This is a genomic window from Marinomonas sp. MED121 (assembly GCF_000153025.1).
Taxonomy (GTDB): Bacteria; Pseudomonadota; Gammaproteobacteria; order Pseudomonadales; family Marinomonadaceae; genus Marinomonas.
On record NZ_CH672433.1, the window covers coordinates 506,412 to 528,790 of the forward strand.

Genomic DNA, 22,379 nt, shown 5'->3' on the forward strand with positions numbered 1-22,379 from the left:
CGTTTAAATAAATGACCTTGCGCTAGTATATACTAGCTCTAAGCCCTTCCCTAATTAACCTTTAAATTGTCTACCTAACAAATAAACTTCACGACTTCTCGCTCGAGAGGACTCAGGTTTACGTGTTACAACACTAGTAAACATACCGCGCATCGTCTTTAAATACTCATCAAAGCCTTCACCTTGGAAAACTTTAACGAGAAAATTTCCACCGGGTCGTAAAACTTGAGAAGCCATATCCAAAGCCAACTCTACTAAATACATAGATTGCGGCTGATCAACAGCGCTATTACCACTCATATTGGGGGCCATATCTGAAATTACAAGATCTGCGTGCTCATCTCCTATCGCTTTTAGGATTTCTTGATACACATCGTCCTCTGTAAAGTCACCCTGAACAAAGGTAACGCCAGGCAAAGGCGCCATTTCCAAAATATCAGAGGCGACTACACGGCCCTTGTCACCTATCAATCTTCCGGCAATTTGTGACCAGCCTCCAGGGGCTGCACCTAAATCCACCACCTTCATGCCAGATTTTAGCAATTTATCTTTATCATTTATCTCAATAAGCTTATAACTAGCCCGTGAACGATACCCATCTTGTTGAGAACGTTTAACATAAACGTCATCAAAGTGCTCTTTCATCCAGCTTTCGCTACTTTTTGATCTTGCCACGGTTTCTTCATACCTAAATTCAACAATATTCCGTTATAATATCTCGTAACCTCTAAAGCCTCCATCAAAGAGGAGCAACTAAACATGAGAAAATTTAAATATGAGCCTATCAAACGTTCAAAAAAAGCAATATAGACTAATTGGTCACGCATTAAACCCTGTTGTTATGATTGCAGGTAATGGTTTAACAGAAGCTGTATTAACTGAAATCGACCGCGCCTTAGAAGATCACGAACTTATTAAAGTCCGTTTTAGCATCATGGACCGTGAAGTACGCAGTGATCTTATTGCTGAAACTAGCAAGATCATGAAATGTGAAATTGTTCAGACTATCGGTAAAGTAGCCCTTTTTTACCGCAAAGCATTAGAACCAAATCCTAAGCTTTCAAACCTTCTACGCTAGCGTATTCAAGGCTGGTGAAACTTATTCATCAGCCTTCTCCTCTCAAAAGCCATTTCTGATTAAACTTTAACCACAAAGTGCCGATAAATACATTATCCATTAGTGTTATTAGGATTAATGTCGTGATATTTATTCAAGCACTTGAAAAGCCTCATACGAAAACAAGTAATAAGGTTAAAATCAGAAGCCGATCCTCTGTGCAGATTAATAAACCTGATAATGACAGTGTTTTTTTAAGTGACGCTGCCAATCACGCCACTGAAATCGACATTACCAGTGACACCTACACCAAGCTCGATGCCAACATGAGTATCGAAGCCAGCTTATTACAAGCCGCGGTTCAATATTTAACACAAGCTATATTCCCCATTTTTTCATTAGATGAGCTTCAACTCACCTCTAATAAATGGCACCTAGCGTTACAACAACCCCCTCACACCAGCCCTCGTCATAAAAATCAATACGGCCTTGGCATAAAGCAAAGCCCAACAGACATCATTAATTATCGATTCATCATGCCGGTCACAAGCACAGCCGGAAAAACGTTTGAATTTAGATTAGAACTGCGTGCTGCGCGCTTTACGCAAAGGGCAAATAATTGGAACTTTCCAGATATAGAGCCTGTAACCATAGAAGCCATCAGCAGCCCTTATAGCGGTCAGTTTCTTGAAAGCCTTGAAACAACACTTTTTTATTTCTTCGATCAAGACGGAGATGAAAATCAAACAACCCCTATTTTAGACGCTATGCAAAATCAAACTCTCTTAAATAAGGACAATGAAAATAGCTTTTATAGCGGTTTAAGAGTATGGCGAAATGAAAGAGACAGGTTAAAAATTATTTTAATTGGCGAGCCTAGTCTTGGCGCAGTTTACGTTGCGAACCTTAAAACCTAACCCATTAAGGCCACTAACCTACTCAACGTCTGTGACTGTTTGGACACTTAGCAGCAAGGCTTCACCTCGCCCCTGATTAATAAAACGATGGGCAAAATGAGACTCAAAATAAAAACTATCTCCAGCAACAAGAGGGTGAACTTCACCTTGTATTTCTAGGGTCATTTCACCTTTTATCACATACCCTGCTTTTTCACTGATTTGACTCGTCGCCTTAACCTCAGCCCGTGAGGCCACAGGATAAGTTTGAAGCGTGAGCCCCATACTTCTTTCTTTTAAAAAATGTTTACCCACTAACTTGGTGGTCACTTCATCTAAGCTCACGTCCAGCAGCTCATCACTACGATACACCACCTGATAGTCCAATTTATCTTTCTGCTTTATAGAAAAAAACTCTGTAAGGGACATTCCCATACCCGCCAAGATTTTTTCTAACGAGCTAACACTAGGGCTCACCCTATTAGTCTCTATCATGGAGATGGCGCTATTGGTAACACCTGCACGTTTCGCCAAATCTCGTTGTGACAAACCCTTGTTGCGTCGAATCGTCAACAATCTTTCGCCAATATCCACAACACCTCCAAAAACAATTCAATAAAAACAAAAAAAGCCGACATAATAGACGGCTTTTCATATAAATCAGGTTTAGTGCGTTAGATGCTAAAAGATGAACCACAACCACAAGTGGAACTTGCATTTGGGTTTTTCACCGTAAAGCGAGACCCCTCTAAACCTTCTTGATAGTCAACTTCAGAGCCAACAAGGTATTGAAAACTCAAAGGATCCACCACCATTTTTACGCCTTCACGTTCAACGGTAGTATCATCTTCTTGAAACTCTTCATCAAAGGTAAAACCATACTGAAAACCAGAACACCCCCCACCTGTCACGTAAACACGTAACATCAAGCGATTATTCTCTTCTTCTTCAATCAGGTTTTTAAGCTTTGCCGCCGCAGCGAAAGTAAACTCAAAAGGTTCTACAGATTGTACTGTCATTACTACTCCAGTGAAGCCATTCAATTAGCCAGCATGTATATCAAGCAGGCCAATCACTTCAATTAATGTTCACGTGTCGATCTAAAGCGTACTTCTGGCCATTTCTCTTCAGCCATCATAAGATTTACTCTTGTAGGAGCAATATAAGTCAAATGTCCGCCACCATCAATGGCCAAGTTAGCTGAGTTCTTACGTTTAAACTCTTCAAACTTTTTCTCATCTTCACTATCAACCCAACGCGCTGTTGCTACGTTAACTGGTTCATAGATACACTCAACTTTATACTCGTCTTTTAAACGATAAGCGACCACTTCATATTGCAACTGACCCACGGCCCCCACAATCAAATCATTGTTGATTTGCGGCATAAAGAGCTGGGTTGACCCCTCTTCAGACAACTGCTGCAAACCTTTTTGCAAAGCCTTCATCTTAAGGGGATCTTTCAAACGCACTCGACGAAACAGCTCAGGTGCAAAGTGAGGAATACCGGTAAACTTAAGCTCTTCACCTGCGGTAAAGGTATCACCTATCTGAATCGTGCCATGGTTATGTAAACCAATAATATCGCCCGAGAAAGCTTCTTCTACCCCTTCCCTATCACCTGCCGTAAAGGATACTGCGTCAGTGACTTTGACATCTTTCCCTAAACGACAGTGTTTCATCTTCATACCGCGATTATAGGTACCCGAACAGATACGCATAAAGGCAACACGGTCTCTGTGTTTCGGGTCCATATTGGCTTGAATTTTAAACACGAAGCCAGAGAACTTCTCTTCACGGGCGTCAACATCACGTGTTTTAGCAGCACGATAACTAGGGGCTGGCGCCCATTTAACAAAACCATCCAGCATTTCACGCACACCAAAGTTAGACAAGGCAGTACCAAAGAAAACCGGTGTGATACGACCCGCTAGGTATTCATCATGATCAAATTCATGGCTAGCACCACGAACCAATTCAATCTCCTCTAAGAAGTCATCATACAAGTCACCTAGATGCGCTTTAGCTTCCTCAGATTCGATTCCCTGAATTTGCACATCATCTGTTAATTTGTGGCCACGACCGCCTTCATAAACATGAATCGTATCTGTGTAAAGGTTATAAACCCCCTTAAAGAAGGTGCTCATACCAATTGGCCAAGTAACAGGGGCTGCCTTAATTTTTAACACTTCCTCCACTTCATCCAACAATTCAATCGGATCACGAATATCTCGGTCCATTTTGTTGATAAAAGTAAGAATAGGTGTGTCACGTAAACGACAGACTTCCATTAACTTGATGGTTCGATCCTCGACACCTTTCGCGCCGTCAATCACCATCAATACCGAGTCAACCGCCGTGAGAGTACGATAAGTATCTTCCGAGAAATCTTCGTGCCCGGGGGTATCCAAAAGGTTAACCATGCGATCACGATACGGGAACTGCATCACAGAAGAGGTAATGGAAATACCACGCTGCTGCTCCATTGTCATCCAGTCTGAGGTTGCATGCTTATCGCCCTTACGGCCTTTCACACTACCCGCTGTTTGAATCAACTGACCCAATAACAACAGCTTTTCAGTAATGGTGGTTTTACCCGCATCGGGGTGGGATATGATAGCAAAGGTACGTCTTTGATCGACTTCCTTAATAAACTCGGCATTTGACATGAATAAGTATCTTCTTTGGTTTCAAGAGGGCTGTATGAAGAAGGCCATCTGAGCATTAAATTTGAATGGGCGCTATTTTCGCTGATCTTGAGCAGATACACAATCCAAGTAAGCATTAAAAACAAAAGTGCCGGGCACCCCAGAGGCAGAATAGAGGGATGCCCGACAAAACTAAAGCATCAGCGTCTTGTCTCAATCAGTTGCCACCAAGCAGAAAGTGTCGGGACACTTACCAAATCGATGAAGCTAACGCTTAAGCCCGCATTACGCCAATAGGTGCTGAGGTTCATTATTTGCAGGGAGCGCATACCGTAATAAACAAGGCTTTCTTCTTCATCAATATCGTTTTCATTAAAGCCCTGATTATTAGCATCTTTTAGCACTGTCACTAAACAGGACTTAAGTGCTAATTTATCTTCTGGTATCGACACGGGTAAGTCAGCCATTCATCTCTTCTTAAATGCAAGATTAAATAATTCACAAAAATAAATTATAACAAATATAAATGATAATCACTATCATTTAAAGATTCTAATTTGCTAATAATTTTCATCCAAGATAATGAGTTTACATGGCGCTAGTTCCCTACATAGGTTAAGCTGCGCGCTTTCTAACATAAGCGTTAGTAATTCATAATCATTGATACGAGTAAGCACTATGAGTTTTGCCGAACTAGGCCTTTCTAAACCCATTCTCACTGCCATTAAAGAGTCAGGGTATAGCAAGCCGTCTCCTATTCAGCAGCAAGCAATTCCTGCCATTCTAGAAAGTAATGACATTATGGCAGCTGCACAAACAGGGACAGGTAAAACAGCTGGCTTCACTCTACCCTTGTTGGAGATTTTGAGTCGTGGCGCAAAAGCCAACGCAAACCAAGTGAGAGCCTTAGTATTAACGCCAACACGAGAACTTGCTGCACAAGTGGCTGACAGTGTAGCAACCTATGGTCAGCACCTTAATTTGCGCTCTGATGTGGTCTTTGGTGGGGTAAAAATCAACCCACAAATGATGCGCCTACGCAAAGGCACTGATATCTTGGTGGCTACACCAGGTCGCCTGTTAGACCTTTATAATCAAAAAGCTATTCGCTTTGATCAATTAGAAGTATTAGTGCTTGATGAAGCTGACCGTATGTTAGACATGGGCTTTATCCACGACATCAAAAAAGTGTTGGCCCTACTTCCTAAGCGCCGACAAAACCTGCTGTTCTCAGCAACATTTTCGGATGATATTCGACAGCTTGCCAAAGGCTTGATGAACAACCCTGTTGAAGTCTCTGTGTCTCCTGCTAATGCGGCAACGCCAACGGTTAAGCATCTACTGCACCCAGTGGACAAAAAAGAGAAGACAGCCTTACTGATTCACCTCATTGTGACCCAAGACTGGCAACAGGCACTGGTGTTTAGTCGTACCAAACATGGTGCTAATAAAATCGTACAAAAATTAAATGATGCTGGTATTAGTGCTGCTGCAATCCATGGTAATAAAAGCCAAGGAGCAAGAACCAAGGCCTTAGCTGACTTTAAAAACAGTGATATTAGAATTCTCGTTGCGACAGATATCGCAGCCCGTGGTATTGATATCGAACAACTCCCACAAGTAGTTAACTTTGATTTACCTAATGTGGCGGAAGATTATGTACACCGTATTGGCCGTACCGGTCGTGCTGGCGCTACCGGTAAAGCCGTTTCTTTGGTAAGTGCTGATGAAGTAGATCAGTTAAAAGACATTGAACGCCTTATTAAAAAGTTGATTCCTAGGGAAACCTTAGTGGGGTTTGATCCCAACCATGTGGTGCCCGAAACCAGCTTAGACACGCGACCAATTAAAACGAAGAAACCTAAAAAGCCTAAAAAGGATTTACCCGCTCACAATGATGAGTCAGGTAAAAAGTCCAGCGCTAAAAGCAAAAAGCCAATCTTACTTGAGCCAGGCCTTAGAACTCAGCCGTTAGCACCTAAGCGTAAACCACGTCGTCGCAGGCCAACTAAACCTGCCTCCGATAGCTAATAGATAGCTAGCAAATAGCCAAGCAATAAAGTTAAGCCTCACTATAAAAAAACAGACCTTGCGTCTGTTTTTTTAATGCCAAAAATAAAAGCCAAGCAATTAATCAAAAAGACGCCCTTTAATACAAAAAAATAAATAACAAGAATACCCAACCCCAGCCACCAGCTGAACACTCCAAAGCAATATCAAAGTGTCCATCCCCAAATAAATCAAGATAGCCATCAAAGGCAGTAGGATGAGCCAATGATAAACAGCTGTATATTTCAACACCGTTTTATGCAACCCCATACCAAACAAGGTTTGGGTAAATAACGACATAAACACAGCTAGCGGTGCTTCTAACAGTACCAAAACCAAGAGCTCACTTAAGCTGATAATCATGCTGATATCATTGATAAATAAAGCGGAAATTGAATTTAAAAACGGCATTAAAGCCAAACCTAATAGCAGATAAGTCATCACACCTGTGGCTAATGCTGTATATAAAATACGACGTACATTCATTTTATTCCCTGCTCCCACAGCTTCACCGGTAACTGCCCCTGTCACACTGCCCAAACCTCTAATAGGAATCACATAAATACGGGAAATACGCATGACCAAACTGGCCACTAATAAGGCTGTAGCAGAGACATTGGCAAGCATGGCGAGTAGGACCACACTGTAACCAATAAATAAGAACTGGCTTAACCCCACAGTGACCGCTTTCATCAGCATGGGAGTGACACCTTCTAGCTGAATTTTCTCTAATCGAATAAAACGTGACACGGAATAAAGTGCAAAAATCACATTGCCCAAGATATGACTTAAAGCGGTTGCAAAACCAGCACCGGCAACACCATAGCCTTGATCTACGGCCCAAAATGTTGTGACTAGATTAAACACATTAATACTAATGTTACGGTACATGTTAACCGTAGAAAGCCCGCAAGAGACTAAATACCCAGATAAACAAAGACCCAAAGCCATAAAGGGTAAACCCCAAATACGTGATACCAAGTAATCCTCTGCAAAATCAGACTGACCACTTTCGACAACATAGCCTTGGGCAATAAAACTTGCCATGCTCAACAATAAGGTCATTAAAACCAAACTAATACAGGTACAGGTAAGAACAGAAGTAGAAAAGCAGATATGGGCTTGCTTAAGGTTTTTAGCCCCCATTGCATGGGAGCACTCGGTCCTCACCACAATAAAAAAGCCAATAAAAATTGATTGCAGCAATAAAAAGACAAAACTCATACTCGAAGCAGCGCTGAGCGCTTGCTCGCCAAGGGAGCTAATAATTAACAAGTCAACCAAGGTTAAGCTTTGTAGGCCAATGGAAGATACTGCGTTAGGTAGCCAGCGCCGCAGAATTTTTTTAAAAGCAGGGAAGTCGAATAAGTGAAGATCAATAATTCGCAGTAGAATCGCATTCATAAGCAAAAATCCACGATAAATCTCAGCTTAGAGCGATTCCCTTGCATACAGTGATCCTATTAAGTTTTCAGCATTAATAGCTGAACTTCTGTATAAATTTTATACAACTCCTTAAATATGATGCATGATTAAGAAAACTGAAAGGTGTTCACTTTATTTTTTTCACTTTTTTAACATGAGTGTCTCCTAATTAAATAACCCTTATTTTTGTTCAGCCATAAAAAAAACCAACCCTAAGGTTGGCTTTGTATTCAAGATGCTTTCGCTCTTCTTCACACGAAAGTGAAGATTGCTTTGATTAACAGTAGGTTAACCAATGCTCATATTGGCTATTACGACCTTTTACGATATCAAAATACAAGCTTTGAAGTTTTTCAGTAATAGGGCCACGGGCACCACTGCCAATTTGACGATTATCAAGCTCTCTAATTGGCATAACTTCTGCTGCGGTGCCAGTGAAGAAAGCTTCATCAGCGACATAGACTTCATCACGTGTTAGACGCTTTTCTTTGACTGTATAACCCAGCTCTTCAGCCAACTGCATAATAGTGCGACGAGTAATACCATCTAAGCAAGATGTCAGTTCTGGGGTGTAAATAATACCGTCACGAATAACGAAAATATTTTCACCTGAACCTTCAGCCACATAGCCTTCGTTATCCAGCAACAAGGCTTCTTCACAACCCGATTGTAAGGCTTCTTGTAATGCCAACATGGAGTTCATGTAGTTACCATTGGCCTTGGCTTTACACATGGTAATGTTGACATGGTGACGAGTATAAGAAGAGGTACGAATTCGAATCCCTTTAGCCAGGTTCTCTTCGCCCATATAAGAAGGCCATTCCCACGCAGCAACCATGGTATGAGTTTGCAAGTTATCCGCACGCAAGCCCATGCCTTCAGAGCCATAAAAACACATAGGACGAATATAAGCTGACGCAAGCTTATTCTCTTGAATAGACTTAATGTGCGCCTGATTCACTTCTTCTTTAGTACAAGGCATTGGCATATTCAGAATATGAGCCGAACGGAATAAACGGTCAGTATGCTCTTCTAATCGAAAAATCGCTGGGCCTTTTGGGGTTTCGTATGCGCGAACACCTTCAAAAACACCCATGCCGTAATGCAAGGTGTGAGTTAATACATGTATTTTTGCATCACGCCAATCTACCATTTCACCGTCTAACCAGATGAAACCATCTCTATCTGCCATGGTTGGCATTGCCATACTCTTTCTCCTATCTCATACATTTGCAAAGGCTGCCAGTTAGCAGCCTTATTATTGTTTTATATTGATTAGCGTCCTAATAAGAGAGGTTAACTCTCTTTTAAGACAAATGCTTGCCACAGATTATTAACTTCTTCTTGGTTGGCTTGCAACTGCTCTTTAGGGATTACACGGGTTTGTTTTTGCAAGGTCAGCCTATGGGTCTGAGCACGGTATAATTTATAAGCCTCAGTCATCACATTAGCATCATCCGCCGTTAAAATACCGGCAGCAACACTGGCTTCGATTTGCCTAATATTATCTGAATAGCGCATTAACTCTGGGTAACGATGAGACCAAGCAAGCACCATAAACTGCACCATAAACTCAATATCAATAATGCCACCAGCCCCTTGTTTTAGATCAAAACTGGTATTGGTTTTGCCTGTATCTAGGTGCTTACGCATTTTTTCACGCATTTTAATCACCTCTCCTTTTAACACAGATTGGTCTCTTTCTTTTGCCAAAATTTGCTGACGACTTTGCTCAAATTTTAGAGCCAAGGCCTGATTACCTGAGACAACACGAGCGCGTGTCAGGGCTTGATGTTCCCAAATCCAAGCTTCTTTATTCTGATAATCATTAAACGCCTCTAAGCTTGTTACTAAGAGCCCTGAGTTCCCAGATGGTCGAAGTCGCATATCGACTTCATATAAGCGCCCACAAGATGTAAAGCTCGTGAGCATATGAATAATACGTTGGCCTAAACGGGTGTAAAAGGTGAGGTTATCAATACTACGATCACCATTGGTATAAGCGCTTCTATCACTGTTATGGATAAACACCAAATCAAGATCAGAGTCATAACCTAGCTCTAACCCTCCAGACTTTCCATAGCCAACCACAACCAATTCAGGGCTTAACACAGCCTCGACTTTTGCTTGGTCATTTTTATAAGTTGGATAACCATGGCGATGGATAAGGTAATACCAAGCTTTTTGTAACACTTGCTCGACTATCACCTCTGCTAACCAAGTCAGGTGGTCGCTGACTTTCATCAAAGGTAATACCTCGGTGATATCACAAGCAGCAATTCTTAAGATGATAGAACGGCGAAAACGACGTAAAGCATCCATATGAGCTTCTTCATCATCCTCAGGCAAACGCAATAGAATTTGCCTTAACTCATCTTCCATCATGGCTTTATCTGGCGGTGAAAACAGAGTGTTGCCATCTAATAATTCATCTAACAACATAGGGCTGTTAGAGATAGACTCACTAAACCAAGCACTGTCTCTACTTAATCGAATCAAATGTGAAATGGCCGTTGGGTTTTCAATCAACAAAACGAGGTAGGAGGTCCGCCTTAGAATGGCTTCTAGAATAGGGAAAACCCGCTCTAGTATGACATCAGGGTGAGCTTCGTCTTTTAATGCATAGGTAAAATCCGCAAAAAAAGTTGCCAACCTTTCTTGGCCAATAGGTTGCATGAAAGCCACCGCTTTAGAGGTTAAAAAGCGACTTATCTGAGCAACAACCTTAGTTTGATCATCCCAATCTACCTCCGCAATAAGATCCACAACATGTTCTTGATTAAGCGGCTGGCTAGCAGCACTGCTGCTCGTTTTATCCGTTTTAAACTCAGTATTCTTAAGGGGAGCTAAGGTTTGGCTCAGACCACTTCTAAATAATAAACGCCAAGCATCTCGGTCTGAGGTCTCACTCGCATCTTGGTTATCGTCTTCAATCAGATCAACAAAAGCCTCATGCACTTTAGTTCTCGCCAGGCTTAATGCCTGATGTAAAGCAGCCCATTCGGTGTAACCCAGCATGATGGCAATACGTAACCTTTGCTCAGCATCTTCAGGAAGCAATTGCGTTTGTTCATCTTTAACCGCTTGCAGGGCATGCTCTGTTCGGCGTAACAACTGATAAGCTGACCATAAAACATCAACCTGCTCAGACTCTAAATAACCTTGTTTCGCTAAATAAGGTAAGACTTGATAAAGAGATTGCGTTTGCAACCCCGTGTCACGACCACCATGCAGTATTTGCAGCGCTTGAACAATAAACTCAATTTCACGAATGCCACCTTGGCCGAGTTTAATATTGTGCTCAATACCTTTGCGCTGGACTTCTTTAGCTATCATTTTTTTCAAATCACGCAGGGCAGTAATAGCAGAGAAATCTAAATATTTACGATAAACAAAAGGACGCCTTAACTGCTCAAACGCAAGGGCATCTGCTTCATCACCCGCCATCACGCGAGATTTGATCATGGCATACCTTTCCCAGTCTCGCCCTTGGTCTTGGTAATAGTTCTCCAACGAATCTAAGTTGAGCACCAAGGCACCACTTTGCCCATAAGGACGAAGTCGCATATCCACTCTAAACACAAAACCATCTAAGGTAATTTGGTCTAAATGCTGAATCAGCTTTTGCCCTATTTTGGTAAAATACTCTTGGTGAGAGATGGATTTTTTACCATTTTGCGTCTCCCCGTGCTCACGAAAAGCAAAGATCAGGTCAATATCAGAAGAAAGGTTTAGCTCACCTCCCCCGAGCTTTCCCATACCAATGACTATCATGGAAACCAGCTCACCTTCACTATCAAGGGCATCACCATAAAGATTTTGATAGTGATTCTTTAACCAACGCAGACTGGTTTGCACACACACATCAGCCAGCTCGCTTAAAATTTTAGTGAGGTCTTTTAAGTCAATCTGCTGCAATAGATCTAGATAAATCAGTCGGCACATCCATTGATGGCGAAATAAGCGTAACTGAGACATCAAGCTTTTCTCATCAAGGGTATATAAGGTGTCATCTAGAATGGGGGGCTCTTGCTTAGGTGATACTTGTAGCAGGCTCTCAGCATCCAAATTAGCCCAGCCATCAACCCACTCAGGAAAACGTCCAGCCTGCTGAAAAACATAATCACTTAAACTTAAAACAGCCTCTAGCGCCTCTTTTTGAGGGAAACTAGAGAGTTCAGGTCTTAGCTCAATCAATTGAGCTAAACGTGATTCTTGACTCGGCAATGTTAATGTCTGGTAAAACGAGTTCAAACTTGGATTATTCTGGGGCAACAAACTTGGCATTCTCACCTCGACCTCTAAAACAACTTCAGGCGTTACTATTTTTAATGGATGGCTGCTTTTAAATAAATAAGCAAAATCAAGTTAAACCATCCAACGGATATCTAGTGATTATTCTGCTGATTTAACCAACGAGCAATGGCGAGCATAATCTGCCCCGTTTCTAAAATACTCGTTAGGTTAGCAATCACAACCTCTTCTGTATTACTGATGGCTTTCATTTTATTAACCAAGTCACTGAGTTCTTGTGCAAGGGCTGGGCTAATAAAGGCCTCTAGTTTATCCATGGCTTCATATATTGGCTTAAGATAAGCAAGATCATCATAAAAGCACATGGCTTCCCAATAAACTAACCAGGTTTCATACCAATAAGCGCCCTGATCTACTAGGTTGGCACCATCAGTAAGAGGGTCTGGCAGCTCAATCTGTTTATTTTTAAGTCGCACACCCTTTTGGGCCTTACTCACTGTGCTCACTTGCACCGGCACACTTTTGGCCAAACGGCTTGCAAAATCATACAGGGTAACTTCATCACCCTGCTTTAACTCAAGTTCTAATTCGCTAATTTGATCCTTACCATAAGGCGACGTCACTTCCCCTTGATCACATACTACTTCCATCAGGGTATCCGCTTCTTTAATCAACCAAATTTGACGTTCAAAATCCGTTCGGAAAACTTGTAAAAGACCCTTAACCCAAGCCCTGTCATGTAAGTTTTGTGGCAGCATCTCATCCGTAAGTCGCTCAAGCTCAAGCACATCTGCTTTAATATCCCATTCCCACTCACCACGGGCATGCATACCAATTCGATTAGAACCGCGTGTTTTGAGGGTTTGAATATAACGTTCATTAATGGCTCGGATACGTAAAGCAATGCCAGATTGCATCAAGATATTATCCTGCGTATCAAAATAACCATTCATCAGCTGTAAACTTGGCTCGGCACTACAATCTACTTGGTTGCCACACACAGCATTTAAAAATTCGTATGCTAAATTGAGGTGTTCTTTTTGAATCATCAATTTGAGTTCAAGTTCAGTTGCCACGGTAAAGCCTCGTTAAGTGCCAAATTTTCTTATTGAAGCAGACGGATTTGAGCCCAATAAGAAAGAAATATAAAAAAAGTTTTGGCAGTTTATCAGAATCAGTAGCTTTCACCCTTGGTTCAGGCAAAATAATTATCTTCAAGGAGAAACTTATGTCATTGCCAACACTAATCGATATGATGGGCCAGCTAATCAAAGCACCATCAATTAGCAGTAGTCAAAACCATTGGGATATGTCCAATAAAGCCGTCATCGAATTACTCGAAGGCTGGCTCAGTCATTTAGGTTTTAAATGTGAGGTGATCAAGCTCGCCGGCCCTTTGGAAAAATACAACCTGATCGCCACACTCGGTGAAGGCGAAGGTGGCCTCGTACTTTCTGGTCACACAGATACGGTTCCCTATGATGAAGGTCGTTGGCAATCTGACCCTTTCACCTTAACTGAGCGCGAACAAAAGCTTTTTGGCCTTGGCACCTGTGATATGAAAGGATTTTTCGCCATTGTGCTGGATGCCATCAAAGACATGTGTGATAGCCCTATCAAGCAGCCGCTGATTGTGCTCGCTACCGCCGATGAAGAAAGCTCAATGAATGGCGCCCGCGCCCTAGTTCAAAGCGACAAATTAAAGGCTAAATATGCCTTAATTGGCGAGCCGACCTCGCTCACACCTATTTATGCCCACAAGGGAATTATGATGGAACGCATCCGAGTTACGGGTAAAAGCGGCCATTCATCTAACCCCAACTTAGGCACAAACGCGATGGATGCTATGCATGCGGTTATGTCAGAGTTGATGGCTTTTCGCCAAGAGTTAAAACAAAAATATAGCAATGGGGACTTTGCCATAGATTACCCCACTCTCAATTTGGGCTGTATTCATGGGGGCGATAGCCCAAACCGCATTTGTGCCGGTTGTGATATCGATTTTGACCTACGTGCTTTACCCGGCATGAGTAATCAAGCCCTAGTGGCAGAGATCCAACAAAGGCTACCCGCTATTGCAGAGAAAACCGGAACCAAAATACAATTGGAGCATTTATTTCCAGATGTGCCTTCATTTGCCACTAGCTTAGAGTCAGACATAGTCAAAGCCTGTGAAAAGCTGACTAATAAAAAAGCCGATACCGTTGCCTTTGCGACTGAAGGACCTTTTTTAAACCAAATGGGAATGGAAACCTTGGTATTAGGGCCGGGCTCTATTGATCAGGCCCATCAACCCAATGAGTTTTTAGCCTTAGATCAAATTAATCCTATGCAGGATTTAATTCGATCCTTAGTCCGACGATACTGTCTAGAGGCATAATTTATGAATCAAAAGAGTTACACTTAGCACCGCTTTATTTAATACTTCCAGACCTAGAGGTTTAACGTGTCTGACGATCTGAACTTTGACTTGAGTTACGTTGATTGGTTTCGCCATTCATCGCCTTATATAAATGCTCACAGGGATAAAACTTTCGTTATTTTTATTCCCGGTGAAGCGGCTGAATCAGCCCAATTTTCCAATATCATTAGTGACCTTGCACTAATGGATTCACTTGGCATTCGCCTCGTCATAGTTCACGGTGCCCGATCACAGATAAACCGAATATTTGAAAGAGAACAACTTGAAAGCAAGCTACATAATGCTTGTCGCATTACGCCTCAAGAGCAACTATTGCCGATTATTCAAGCATCTGCTGGGGTAAGGGTTCAAATTGAAGCCCAGCTATCCATGGCACTTGCAAACACGCCCATGGCCGGCGCCCGTTTAAAAATATGCAGTGGCAATCATGTGATCGCCAGACCTCTTGGCGTGGTTGATGGCATAGATTATGGCCATTCAGGTGAGGTGAGACGAATTGATGTGGATGCCATTAACCGTCTTCTCAATGATGATAATATGGTGCTCCTTTCCCATCTAGGTTATTCACCAACAGGTGAAGTGTTCAACCTTAAAGGTGAAGACGTTGCCACTCAGGCTGCAATCCAACTAAAGGCTGACAAGCTCATCATGCTAAATGGTGAAGAAGGTATTTTCTCTGATAAAGGGGAATTAGTTTCTGAACTTTTAGCCAAAGATGCAGAAAGGTTAATTGATAAGTTAGCCTCTAATAATGGCAGTAAGTTAGCGCTTCAAGCCTGCATTCAAGCGGTTCGCAACTCAGTGCCTAGAGCACACCTTATCTCATTTAATGAAAATGGCGGCCTCATTCGGGAGTTGTTTACCCGAGAAGGGGCTGGCACCATGATAGACGAAGACAGCTATGAGCAATTAAGACAAGCCACCATAGACGATGTGGGTGGCATGATGGCACTGCTGGCACCACTTGAAGACAATGGCACCTTAGTCAGACGTTCTAGAGAATTACTTGAGAACGAAATTGACCGCTTTATCTTGATTGAAAGAGACAATGCGATTGTCGCCTGTGCCGCTTTATATGCCTTTGAAGATGAAAGTTTAGGAGAGCTTGCTTGTGTGGCAGTTGACCCTAGCTATCGTGGTGGTCGTCGCGGAGATCGCCTGTTAAAAGGCATAGAGAGAACGGCGCGAAAACAAGGCTTAACTAAGCTCTTCTTGCTAACCACTCGTACTGCCCATTGGTTTATTGAGCGAGGCTTTAAAGCGGACAGTTTAACGGCTATCCCCAATGCCAAGCAGAGCCTTTATAACTATCAAAGAAACTCTAAGATTTTTATCAAAAAACTTTAGCGAGCGAGTATTAGATAGTAGCTAGCAACTAAAAAAGACATTAAAAAACCTAAGCAGACTACTCTGCTTAGGTTTTTTTTAGATCTATTTAATCGCTCTGTATTTTATTCCACAATTTTAAAGGGAATAAACATAGGGAAACCATCACGAATAACACGCATTGGCACAGAGTGATTAGCTTGAATATCGCTCACACTGCTCATAAATGTCTCCACAGAGTCAATGCTAGTGCCATTAAGCATAGTAATCACATCCCCTTGTTGCAGGCCGTTACGGGCAGCGGAACCACCAAGAACTTGTTCAACAACAACACCATTCTTAATTTTAAATCGACGTAACATGTCCTCTGGAATCTCACCAACAACCATACCTAAACGATTTTCTTGTTGCTGAGTTTGTGTCAATTGATCGGGATCACTTGGGTAATTTTCCAAGGTAAAACTTAAATCCATTTTTTTACCATTTCGATAAATCACAGATTCCGCAAGATCACCTGCTTTAAGGGCACCTACACGATAAGGTAATTCAGAAGATTGTTCGATCAATTCACCATTAAACTCAAGGATAATATCACCATCCATTAAGCCTGCAGCTTGGGCGGGAGAGTCAGGAATAACACGACTAACAAGAGCGCCACTTGGACGATCTAACCCGAAAGATTCCGCTAAATCATTGCTCACATCCTGAATAATCACACCTAACCAAGCACGGGTAACACGCCCTTCACTCTTAAGTTGGTCTACCACTGACATCACCAAGTTAGACGGAATCGCAAATGACACCCCCATAAAACCACCTGAACGAGTGTAGATTTGAGAGTTAATTCCAATCACTTCACCGTCTAAGTTAAACAAGGGGCCACCCGAGTTTCCTGGATTAATCGCCACATCAGTTTGAATAAAAGGGACATAATTATCAGAAGGCAGATTGCGGCCTAATGCACTGACGATGCCAGCCGTTACTGTGTAATCAAAACCGAAAGGAGAGCCAATTGCCAATACCCATTGACCCGGCTTCATATCATCTGAGTCACCAATTTTGACAGTAGGAAGGTCATCCGCTTCAATTTTTAATAAGGCTAAGTCAGTTCTTTTATCAGTCCCTACTAACTCAGCTTGATATTCACGTCTGTCATTTAAACGAACATGAATAATATCGGCCCCATCAATGACATGATTATTCGTTAATACATAACCATCTTGAGAAATAATAAAACCTGATCCGAGCGAATTACGTTGTTTTCGCTGAGGTTGCTTATCTAATGGCTGTTGACCAAAAAAGTGACGAAAGAATTCATTTAATTCTTTTGCATTTGGGTTTAACTGCCCCTGGCCCTGCCCTGTTGCAGGAAGCTGTTCGGTACTAATATTAACAACGGCAGGGGATGAATCTTCCACCAGCTCAGTAAAATCTGGTAACTGTACTGCTTTGGCTCCCATACTTATTAAAGCAAGTAACCCCAGCAATCCAATAGAAAAAGGGTGTAAACGTTTTATCATTAGCTAGTCTCCTTTATAACCTCAAAGCAGTTCAACTATTTATTAAATATTAAAAAAGAGTAAAGCACTTTTTTATTAAGTGAAAATTAAATTTTTAAGAATAGCAATTATCAATGGATGGCAAGTTTCAACCATAAAAACAATTGCTTATAGTTGTACGACATCAATATTTTGAAATGGTTTAGCTTTTAAGGACAAAATTTTAGGTTGAAAATCTGGATCATTAACGTGTTTAAGAGAAGCTTGTCTCGCAAAATACAAACCCGCTCCTAACCCTAATATCGACCCCACTGCTGACACGCTAGAATGGGCGTCAAATACACTGGGGATAACGGCACCTAGAATCAAGCCAACGAGTGGCACAAAGTACATCCAAATAGAGGCTTTTAACAAAGTATCTTCGGGTATTCCTACAACGACTTCCTGGCCGACTTCACTGGCAAAAGAGTCCTGCACCATCATACGCATCCGGTTTGAGGACGAAACCTTAGCTATCGCATGATGTCCGCAGGCTGATTTTGCTTGGCAAGCAGTACAACTACTCGTACGAACTGTTTCTACTTCAGCAAAACCCTCGCTCACAGAAAGCACTATGCCACTTTCTTCAACCATTATTTCTGCCTCGGCATAATCACACTCAGCAATTTACGAATAGTAGCGTCCGGCACTTCACCCACAGCGGTTAACAAAAATGGCTTGCCGTTCATCATGCTGGTTTTTTCACCCGCAATGGTAGAGCCCATGCTCATTACCGTTAATGGTTTACTTTCCTTTGTTGACTCAATAAAAATAGAAACGGAAGTCATACCATCAGATAAAAGCATCATAGAAGCATTATCATTGATTTGCCTAGCGCCACGCCAAACAGGTGCAAAGCCTGCAGGTAACCAATCAAAAACCCAGTGACTTGGAATTGACTTAGGGGTGACTTCAATCACATGCTCTGCATAGGTTCCCATGCGTGGCACAAAGTCATTTTTACTTAAATTTGGCGATACATTTAAAGAGGTAAATTGCACTCGATCAAGTATCTTACCGCTGCTTTTTAAAGTGTCATGTTTTAACAAAAAGCCCGTTTCGATATCTAACCAGAACTCATGCCCATAACGGTATTGATCTCTTGGTCTTAACTCTAACTTTTGAGCACGACGACCTGCCACTAAGCCTTGCTTTGTCACCACAAAGTTATAACCCTTGAGCAGCCTTTCACCATTAAACTCTTCAAATCGTTTAAATGGGGTCGTAATAGGATCAGCATTATTGGCAAATGACATATTGGGATAAACACAAATCACGCTGTCATCTATGCGTATCACTTCAATCTTTTCACCATCAAGATCTAACAGGCTTTCGTATTCAACCCCATCAATCACACTATGACGTACTTGCATACTATTCATATGAGAGTCATGGGAGCGCACAAACACCCCTTCATAGCTTAGTGTTGAAAACGCCTCAACCATACGGTTCATTAGCACTAAGCCTGGATTTTCTTGGGCCTTAACACTGGTTACCAATAAGCTAACAAGGGTGATTGTTACTAAACTAATGCGTCTTAAAAGCATATAAAACGCACCTTACTTCTGCTCTACCGGATAACTAACAACACGTGCCATAGGCAACATACCTTGGCCCGCTGCCATGGTTGATTGCTCTGCATGTTGGCGTAAATAACTTTGCAAGCGTTTATTGTCAGAATTCAATTCCACATTAACTTGTTGCAAAGGTTTAACATCAATAGGTAAGGCCAGATTAGGAGCTTGTGCAAATGCCGGCGCCGCTTCTTGAGGCTCACCCTCAAGTAAATAAGAGCCGCCACCTATCACAACAAAGGCCACACTAGCAGCCATTGCCAGGCCAGTAACCGCTTGCTTAAGAAAATGTACCTTAGGTTCATTGGCAGCATTATTTTGTGTTGCTATTTGTGGCTGCTCAGGTACCTGAAACTTATCTAAAGCAACAACATTCTCACCCAGACTTGCGTCGTCATTGTCTAGTTTATTTATGCCGTCTCTTACTCTAGACACCAAATCCATTTCGGCAAAATCTTGATGATTATCTGAGTGTAAAACCGAGCTAGTTAATGCATAGGATTGCATTTTCATTTGCCACTCTTTTGCGTCTTGTTCTAGGATCTCATCGATCTCAGACGCATCACAGTGATCATCAAATAAGCTTGATAAGCTTTCAGCTAAACGATCATTCTGCTCTTGCTTGCTCACCATTTTAATCTCCCCCGCCCATAAAAGGACGAATGCGTTTTTCTATCGCATCACGTGCTCTAAATATACGTGACCGTACTGTTCCAACTGGACATTCCATAATTTGGGCAATGTCCTCATAACTCAAACCATCAAACTCTCTTAATCGAATCGCTGTTTTTAGCTCTTCAGGCAATTGTTCAATGGTTTCATAAATGGCTGCTTCAAGACGATCCTTGTTCAGGGTCGCATCCGGCGTATCAACATCAGCCAAGGCATCGAAAGCGGTATATTCCTCTTCGTCATCTAAGGCCACATCAGAACTGGGGGGACGACGATTGCGCCCAACCAAATAATTCTTCGCTGTATTAACAGCAATACGATACAACCAGGTATAAAAAGCACTGTCTCCACGAAAGTTACCTATGGCACGATAAGCTTTAATAAAGCTTTCTTGGGCCACATCCATCACTTCGTGTTTATCAGAAACATATCGTCCAATAAGGCCCATCACCTTGTATTGATACTTTAAAACCAATAAATCAAAGGCTCTTTTATCACCATTTTGAACTCTTTCAACCAACTCTTGGTCGGAAGATGAACTGTGCTGCATAGGCACCTCATTCAAAACCATTATTTTCCAGCGCCCTTAACAACCTCATTGTTATAGGTTGACCACTGGAATCATAACTAGTTCATATAAATTTTGACTTAAACTGTCTAGCCAGTCACTTTAAAGAAAATTGCAGATAAAGTAATCCTTAGAGATAAGGGCGTACGTCCAATTATCAATCTAAGGCAGTCATTTTTAACCCTATTGACTCCCAAGTTACGCAAAAAAAAGCGAACTAGTCGTTTTCAAAACACACAAGTATTCCCATAGCGAGGTTAACAATAGTACCATTAATCTTTTACTGTTGAATTAGAACAAATAATGAGTCGTGAATATCAAACTGACATTTTAATCGTAGGTGCTGGCGCAGCTGGACTCACCCTAGCATTAGAGCTTGCCGATCATCATCAAGTTGCCATTTTAACCAAAGGCGATATTCATGAAGGCGCAACCCTTTATGCTCAAGGTGGCGTCGCGGCTGTTTTATCCGATAAGGATACGGTTGATTCTCATATTAAAGATACCATGATAGCCGGTGCCGATCTTGGCGACTCAGATGCGATACGTTTTACCGTTGAGCATTCAAAACAAAGTATTGACTGGCTGATAGAGCAAGGGGTTCCCTTTACCCGCTTTGAGGACACAGAAAATTATCACCTGACAAAAGAAGGGGGCCATAGTCATAGGCGTATCATTCACAGTGCAGATGCCACAGGCCAAGCGATTTCGAACACCCTGATTAAAAATGCCTGTCAGCATCCGAATATTCGTTTTTACCCTGACCGAGTCGCCATTGACCTTATTACTAAAGAAAAAGTAAATAGCAATAACCAAACAAAAAATGAATGTATAGGTCTTTATAGCCTGAACCATAAAACCGGTGAAGTCGATGTATTTAAGGCCGCAAAAGTCGCACTAGCAACAGGCGGCGCTAGTAAAGTTTACCTCTACACAAGTAACCCAGACACAGCATCGGGTGATGGTATTGCGATGGCATGGCGAGCGGGCTGTCGTGTTGCAAATATGGAGTTCAATCAATTCCATCCAACTTGCTTATATGATTCAAAAGCCAAAACCTTTTTAATCTCCGAAGCCGTTCGTGGAGAAGGTGGTCGACTATTGCTACCTGATGGCGAGCCTTTTATGTCTCGTTTTGATGATCGAAAAGAACTAGCACCCAGGGATGTGGTCGCCAGAGCAATAGATCACGAAATCAAACGTTTGGGGGTAAATCATGTCTTACTTGATATATCTCACAAGGGGCCAGAGTTTGTTAAATCCCACTTCCCTACTATTTATGAGCGTTGCCTAAGCTATGGCTATGATATGACTAAAGAGCCGATCCCTGTGGTTCCGGCCGCTCACTATACCTGTGGTGGTGTGTTAGTTAATCAGTCAGGAAAAACCGATTTACGTAACCTTTATGCAGTTGGAGAAACCTCGTATACAGGCCTACATGGAGCCAACCGATTAGCCAGTAACTCATTATTAGAATGTATTGTGTATGCAAGGTCAGCAGCAAAAGATATTCTAGCTCAAGGCGAGCTGACTTCCTGCCAAGATAAGATTCCAGCTTGGGATGAAACTCAAGTCACTAATTCTGATGAAGATGTGGTGATTGCCCACAACTGGCACGAACTACGCCGTTTCATGTGGGACTATGTGGGTATTGTAAGAACGGATAAACGTTTATTACGAGCAAAACACAGGGTTGACCTGCTGCTGTCTGAAATTGATGAGTTTTACAGTAATTACAGAGTCAGTAACGATTTATTAGAACTTCGAAATCTTGCTGTGGTTGCGCAACTTATCATTAAATCAGCGATGACACGTAAAGAGAGTCGTGGCTTGCATTACACTTTGGATCACCCAGACTTAGCACAAGAGTCAAGTCCTACGATTCTTTCTCCCCATGACTAAACAACACAGTAAGTGAACACTTACAATCGCTAGAGCCTTCTAATAAAAA

The 22,379-nt window shown here is 42.0% G+C and carries 20 protein-coding genes; 6 read left to right on the plus strand and 14 right to left on the minus strand.

Annotation, left to right across the window (positions count from 1 at the left end):
* Positions 1–54 precede the first annotated feature (54 nt).
* On the minus strand, positions 55–675 hold the full coding sequence (gene rlmE, locus MED121_RS20825) for a 23S rRNA (uridine(2552)-2'-O)-methyltransferase RlmE (RefSeq protein ID WP_036181298.1): 621 nt from the start codon (positions 673–675) through the stop codon (positions 55–57).
* A gap of 100 nt (positions 676–775) precedes the next feature.
* Here rlmE and MED121_RS20830 point away from each other — a divergent pair, with 100 nt between their 5' ends.
* Complete coding sequence (locus tag MED121_RS20830; RefSeq protein WP_009835763.1) at positions 776–1,078, plus strand: YhbY family RNA-binding protein; 303 nt, start codon at positions 776–778, stop codon at positions 1,076–1,078.
* Between the two features lie 122 nt (positions 1,079–1,200).
* Positions 1,201–1,974 carry a hypothetical protein gene (locus MED121_RS20835; protein ID WP_009835764.1) on the plus strand — a complete coding sequence of 258 codons (774 nt, stop codon included), beginning with the start codon at positions 1,201–1,203 and terminating at the stop codon, positions 1,972–1,974.
* 18 nt (positions 1,975–1,992) lie between these two features.
* On the opposite strand, the gene MED121_RS20840 is transcribed toward MED121_RS20835, so the two are convergent.
* From MED121_RS20840 to MED121_RS20855, 4 genes are all read right to left on the minus strand, one after another.
* Positions 1,993–2,547, minus strand: a complete 555-nt coding sequence (locus tag MED121_RS20840) for a helix-turn-helix domain-containing protein (RefSeq protein ID WP_009835765.1) — start codon at positions 2,545–2,547, stop codon at positions 1,993–1,995.
* 80 nt (positions 2,548–2,627) lie between these two features.
* The gene (erpA, locus tag MED121_RS20845) at positions 2,628–2,972 is read right to left on the minus strand and encodes an iron-sulfur cluster insertion protein ErpA (RefSeq protein WP_009835766.1); all 345 of its coding nucleotides are present in this window, start codon (positions 2,970–2,972) and stop codon (positions 2,628–2,630) included.
* A 62-nt stretch (positions 2,973–3,034) separates the two neighbouring features.
* A complete protein-coding gene (locus MED121_RS20850; RefSeq protein WP_009835767.1) occupies positions 3,035–4,621 on the minus strand; it encodes a peptide chain release factor 3 in 1,587 nt (528 codons plus the stop codon).
* A gap of 179 nt (positions 4,622–4,800) precedes the next feature.
* Positions 4,801–5,067 (minus strand): isochorismatase, encoded by a 267-nt coding sequence (locus tag MED121_RS20855; RefSeq protein WP_009835768.1) that lies wholly within the window; start codon positions 5,065–5,067, stop codon positions 4,801–4,803.
* Between the two features lie 211 nt (positions 5,068–5,278).
* On the opposite strand from MED121_RS20855, the gene MED121_RS20860 reads away from it, so the two are divergent.
* Positions 5,279–6,631 (plus strand): DEAD/DEAH box helicase, encoded by a 1,353-nt coding sequence (locus tag MED121_RS20860; protein ID WP_009835769.1) that lies wholly within the window; start codon positions 5,279–5,281, stop codon positions 6,629–6,631.
* A 99-nt stretch (positions 6,632–6,730) separates the two neighbouring features.
* Here the strand turns inward: MED121_RS20860 and MED121_RS20865 are convergent, their stop codons facing one another.
* The 4 genes from MED121_RS20865 to MED121_RS20880 all read right to left on the minus strand — a co-directional run bounded on the left by MED121_RS20865 (position 6,731) and on the right by MED121_RS20880 (position 13,404).
* Positions 6,731–8,053 (minus strand): MATE family efflux transporter, encoded by a 1,323-nt coding sequence (locus tag MED121_RS20865; protein ID WP_009835770.1) that lies wholly within the window; start codon positions 8,051–8,053, stop codon positions 6,731–6,733.
* A gap of 298 nt (positions 8,054–8,351) precedes the next feature.
* Positions 8,352–9,281 carry a branched-chain amino acid transaminase gene (locus MED121_RS20870; protein ID WP_009835771.1) on the minus strand — a complete coding sequence of 310 codons (930 nt, stop codon included), beginning with the start codon at positions 9,279–9,281 and terminating at the stop codon, positions 8,352–8,354.
* A gap of 89 nt (positions 9,282–9,370) precedes the next feature.
* Entirely contained in the window at positions 9,371–12,361 is a 2,991-nt protein-coding gene (gene glnE, locus MED121_RS20875; protein ID WP_009835772.1) for a bifunctional [glutamate--ammonia ligase]-adenylyl-L-tyrosine phosphorylase/[glutamate--ammonia-ligase] adenylyltransferase, read from the minus strand.
* Between the two features lie 101 nt (positions 12,362–12,462).
* The gene (locus tag MED121_RS20880; RefSeq protein ID WP_009835773.1) at positions 12,463–13,404 is read right to left on the minus strand and encodes a CYTH domain-containing protein; all 942 of its coding nucleotides are present in this window, start codon (positions 13,402–13,404) and stop codon (positions 12,463–12,465) included.
* A 152-nt stretch (positions 13,405–13,556) separates the two neighbouring features.
* On the opposite strand from MED121_RS20880, the gene argE reads away from it, so the two are divergent.
* Both argE and argA read left to right on the plus strand, forming a co-directional pair.
* Positions 13,557–14,708: an acetylornithine deacetylase gene (argE, locus tag MED121_RS20885; RefSeq protein ID WP_036181301.1), complete on the plus strand. Its 1,152-nt coding sequence runs from the start codon at positions 13,557–13,559 to the stop codon at positions 14,706–14,708.
* A 66-nt stretch (positions 14,709–14,774) separates the two neighbouring features.
* Entirely contained in the window at positions 14,775–16,097 is a 1,323-nt protein-coding gene (argA, locus tag MED121_RS20890; protein ID WP_009835775.1) for an amino-acid N-acetyltransferase, read from the plus strand.
* A gap of 104 nt (positions 16,098–16,201) precedes the next feature.
* Here argA and MED121_RS20895 read toward each other — a convergent pair whose 3' ends face one another.
* The 5 genes from MED121_RS20895 to rpoE all read right to left on the minus strand — a co-directional run bounded on the left by MED121_RS20895 (position 16,202) and on the right by rpoE (position 20,410).
* Positions 16,202–17,596, minus strand: coding sequence for a DegQ family serine endoprotease (locus MED121_RS20895; protein ID WP_009835776.1), 1,395 nt, complete (start codon positions 17,594–17,596; stop codon positions 16,202–16,204).
* A 147-nt stretch (positions 17,597–17,743) separates the two neighbouring features.
* The gene (locus MED121_RS20900; RefSeq protein ID WP_009835777.1) at positions 17,744–18,208 is read right to left on the minus strand and encodes a SoxR reducing system RseC family protein; all 465 of its coding nucleotides are present in this window, start codon (positions 18,206–18,208) and stop codon (positions 17,744–17,746) included.
* On the minus strand, positions 18,208–19,161 hold the full coding sequence (locus tag MED121_RS20905; RefSeq protein WP_009835778.1) for a MucB/RseB C-terminal domain-containing protein: 954 nt from the start codon (positions 19,159–19,161) through the stop codon (positions 18,208–18,210). Before MED121_RS20905 ends, MED121_RS20900 begins: the two co-directional genes overlap by 1 nt.
* Positions 19,162–19,173: 12 nt before the next feature.
* A complete protein-coding gene (locus tag MED121_RS20910; RefSeq protein WP_009835779.1) occupies positions 19,174–19,821 on the minus strand; it encodes an RseA family anti-sigma factor in 648 nt (215 codons plus the stop codon).
* A gap of 1 nt (position 19,822) precedes the next feature.
* The gene (gene rpoE, locus MED121_RS20915; protein ID WP_036181450.1) at positions 19,823–20,410 is read right to left on the minus strand and encodes an RNA polymerase sigma factor RpoE; all 588 of its coding nucleotides are present in this window, start codon (positions 20,408–20,410) and stop codon (positions 19,823–19,825) included.
* Between the two features lie 321 nt (positions 20,411–20,731).
* On the opposite strand from rpoE, the gene nadB reads away from it, so the two are divergent.
* The gene (gene nadB / locus MED121_RS20920) at positions 20,732–22,330 is read left to right on the plus strand and encodes an L-aspartate oxidase (protein ID WP_009835781.1); all 1,599 of its coding nucleotides are present in this window, start codon (positions 20,732–20,734) and stop codon (positions 22,328–22,330) included.
* The last annotated feature ends 49 nt before the right edge of the window (positions 22,331–22,379 follow it).

Excerpts from the sequence above, each read along its gene's own strand:
- MED121_RS20830 (WP_009835763.1), top strand. The coding sequence starts at position 776 with ATGAGCCTATCAAACGTTCAAAAAAAGCAATATAGACTAATTGGTCAC.
- erpA (WP_009835766.1), bottom strand. The coding sequence starts at position 2,972 with ATGACAGTACAATCTGTAGAACCTTTTGAGTTTACTTTCGCTGCGGCG.
- MED121_RS20850 (WP_009835767.1), bottom strand. The coding sequence starts at position 4,621 with ATGTCAAATGCCGAGTTTATTAAGGAAGTCGATCAAAGACGTACCTTT.
- MED121_RS20855 (WP_009835768.1), bottom strand. The coding sequence starts at position 5,067 with ATGGCTGACTTACCCGTGTCGATACCAGAAGATAAATTAGCACTTAAG.
- MED121_RS20860 (WP_009835769.1), top strand. The coding sequence starts at position 5,279 with ATGAGTTTTGCCGAACTAGGCCTTTCTAAACCCATTCTCACTGCCATT.
- MED121_RS20865 (WP_009835770.1), bottom strand. The coding sequence starts at position 8,053 with ATGAATGCGATTCTACTGCGAATTATTGATCTTCACTTATTCGACTTC.
- MED121_RS20870 (WP_009835771.1), bottom strand. The coding sequence starts at position 9,281 with ATGGCAATGCCAACCATGGCAGATAGAGATGGTTTCATCTGGTTAGAC.
- glnE (WP_009835772.1), bottom strand. The coding sequence starts at position 12,361 with ATGCCAAGTTTGTTGCCCCAGAATAATCCAAGTTTGAACTCGTTTTAC.
- argE (WP_036181301.1), top strand. The coding sequence starts at position 13,557 with ATGTCATTGCCAACACTAATCGATATGATGGGCCAGCTAATCAAAGCA.
- MED121_RS20895 (WP_009835776.1), bottom strand. The coding sequence starts at position 17,596 with ATGATAAAACGTTTACACCCTTTTTCTATTGGATTGCTGGGGTTACTT.
- MED121_RS20900 (WP_009835777.1), bottom strand. The coding sequence starts at position 18,208 with ATGGTTGAAGAAAGTGGCATAGTGCTTTCTGTGAGCGAGGGTTTTGCT.
- MED121_RS20905 (WP_009835778.1), bottom strand. The coding sequence starts at position 19,161 with ATGCTTTTAAGACGCATTAGTTTAGTAACAATCACCCTTGTTAGCTTA.
- MED121_RS20910 (WP_009835779.1), bottom strand. The coding sequence starts at position 19,821 with ATGGTGAGCAAGCAAGAGCAGAATGATCGTTTAGCTGAAAGCTTATCA.
- rpoE (WP_036181450.1), bottom strand. The coding sequence starts at position 20,410 with ATGCAGCACAGTTCATCTTCCGACCAAGAGTTGGTTGAAAGAGTTCAA.
- nadB (WP_009835781.1), top strand. The coding sequence starts at position 20,732 with ATGAGTCGTGAATATCAAACTGACATTTTAATCGTAGGTGCTGGCGCA.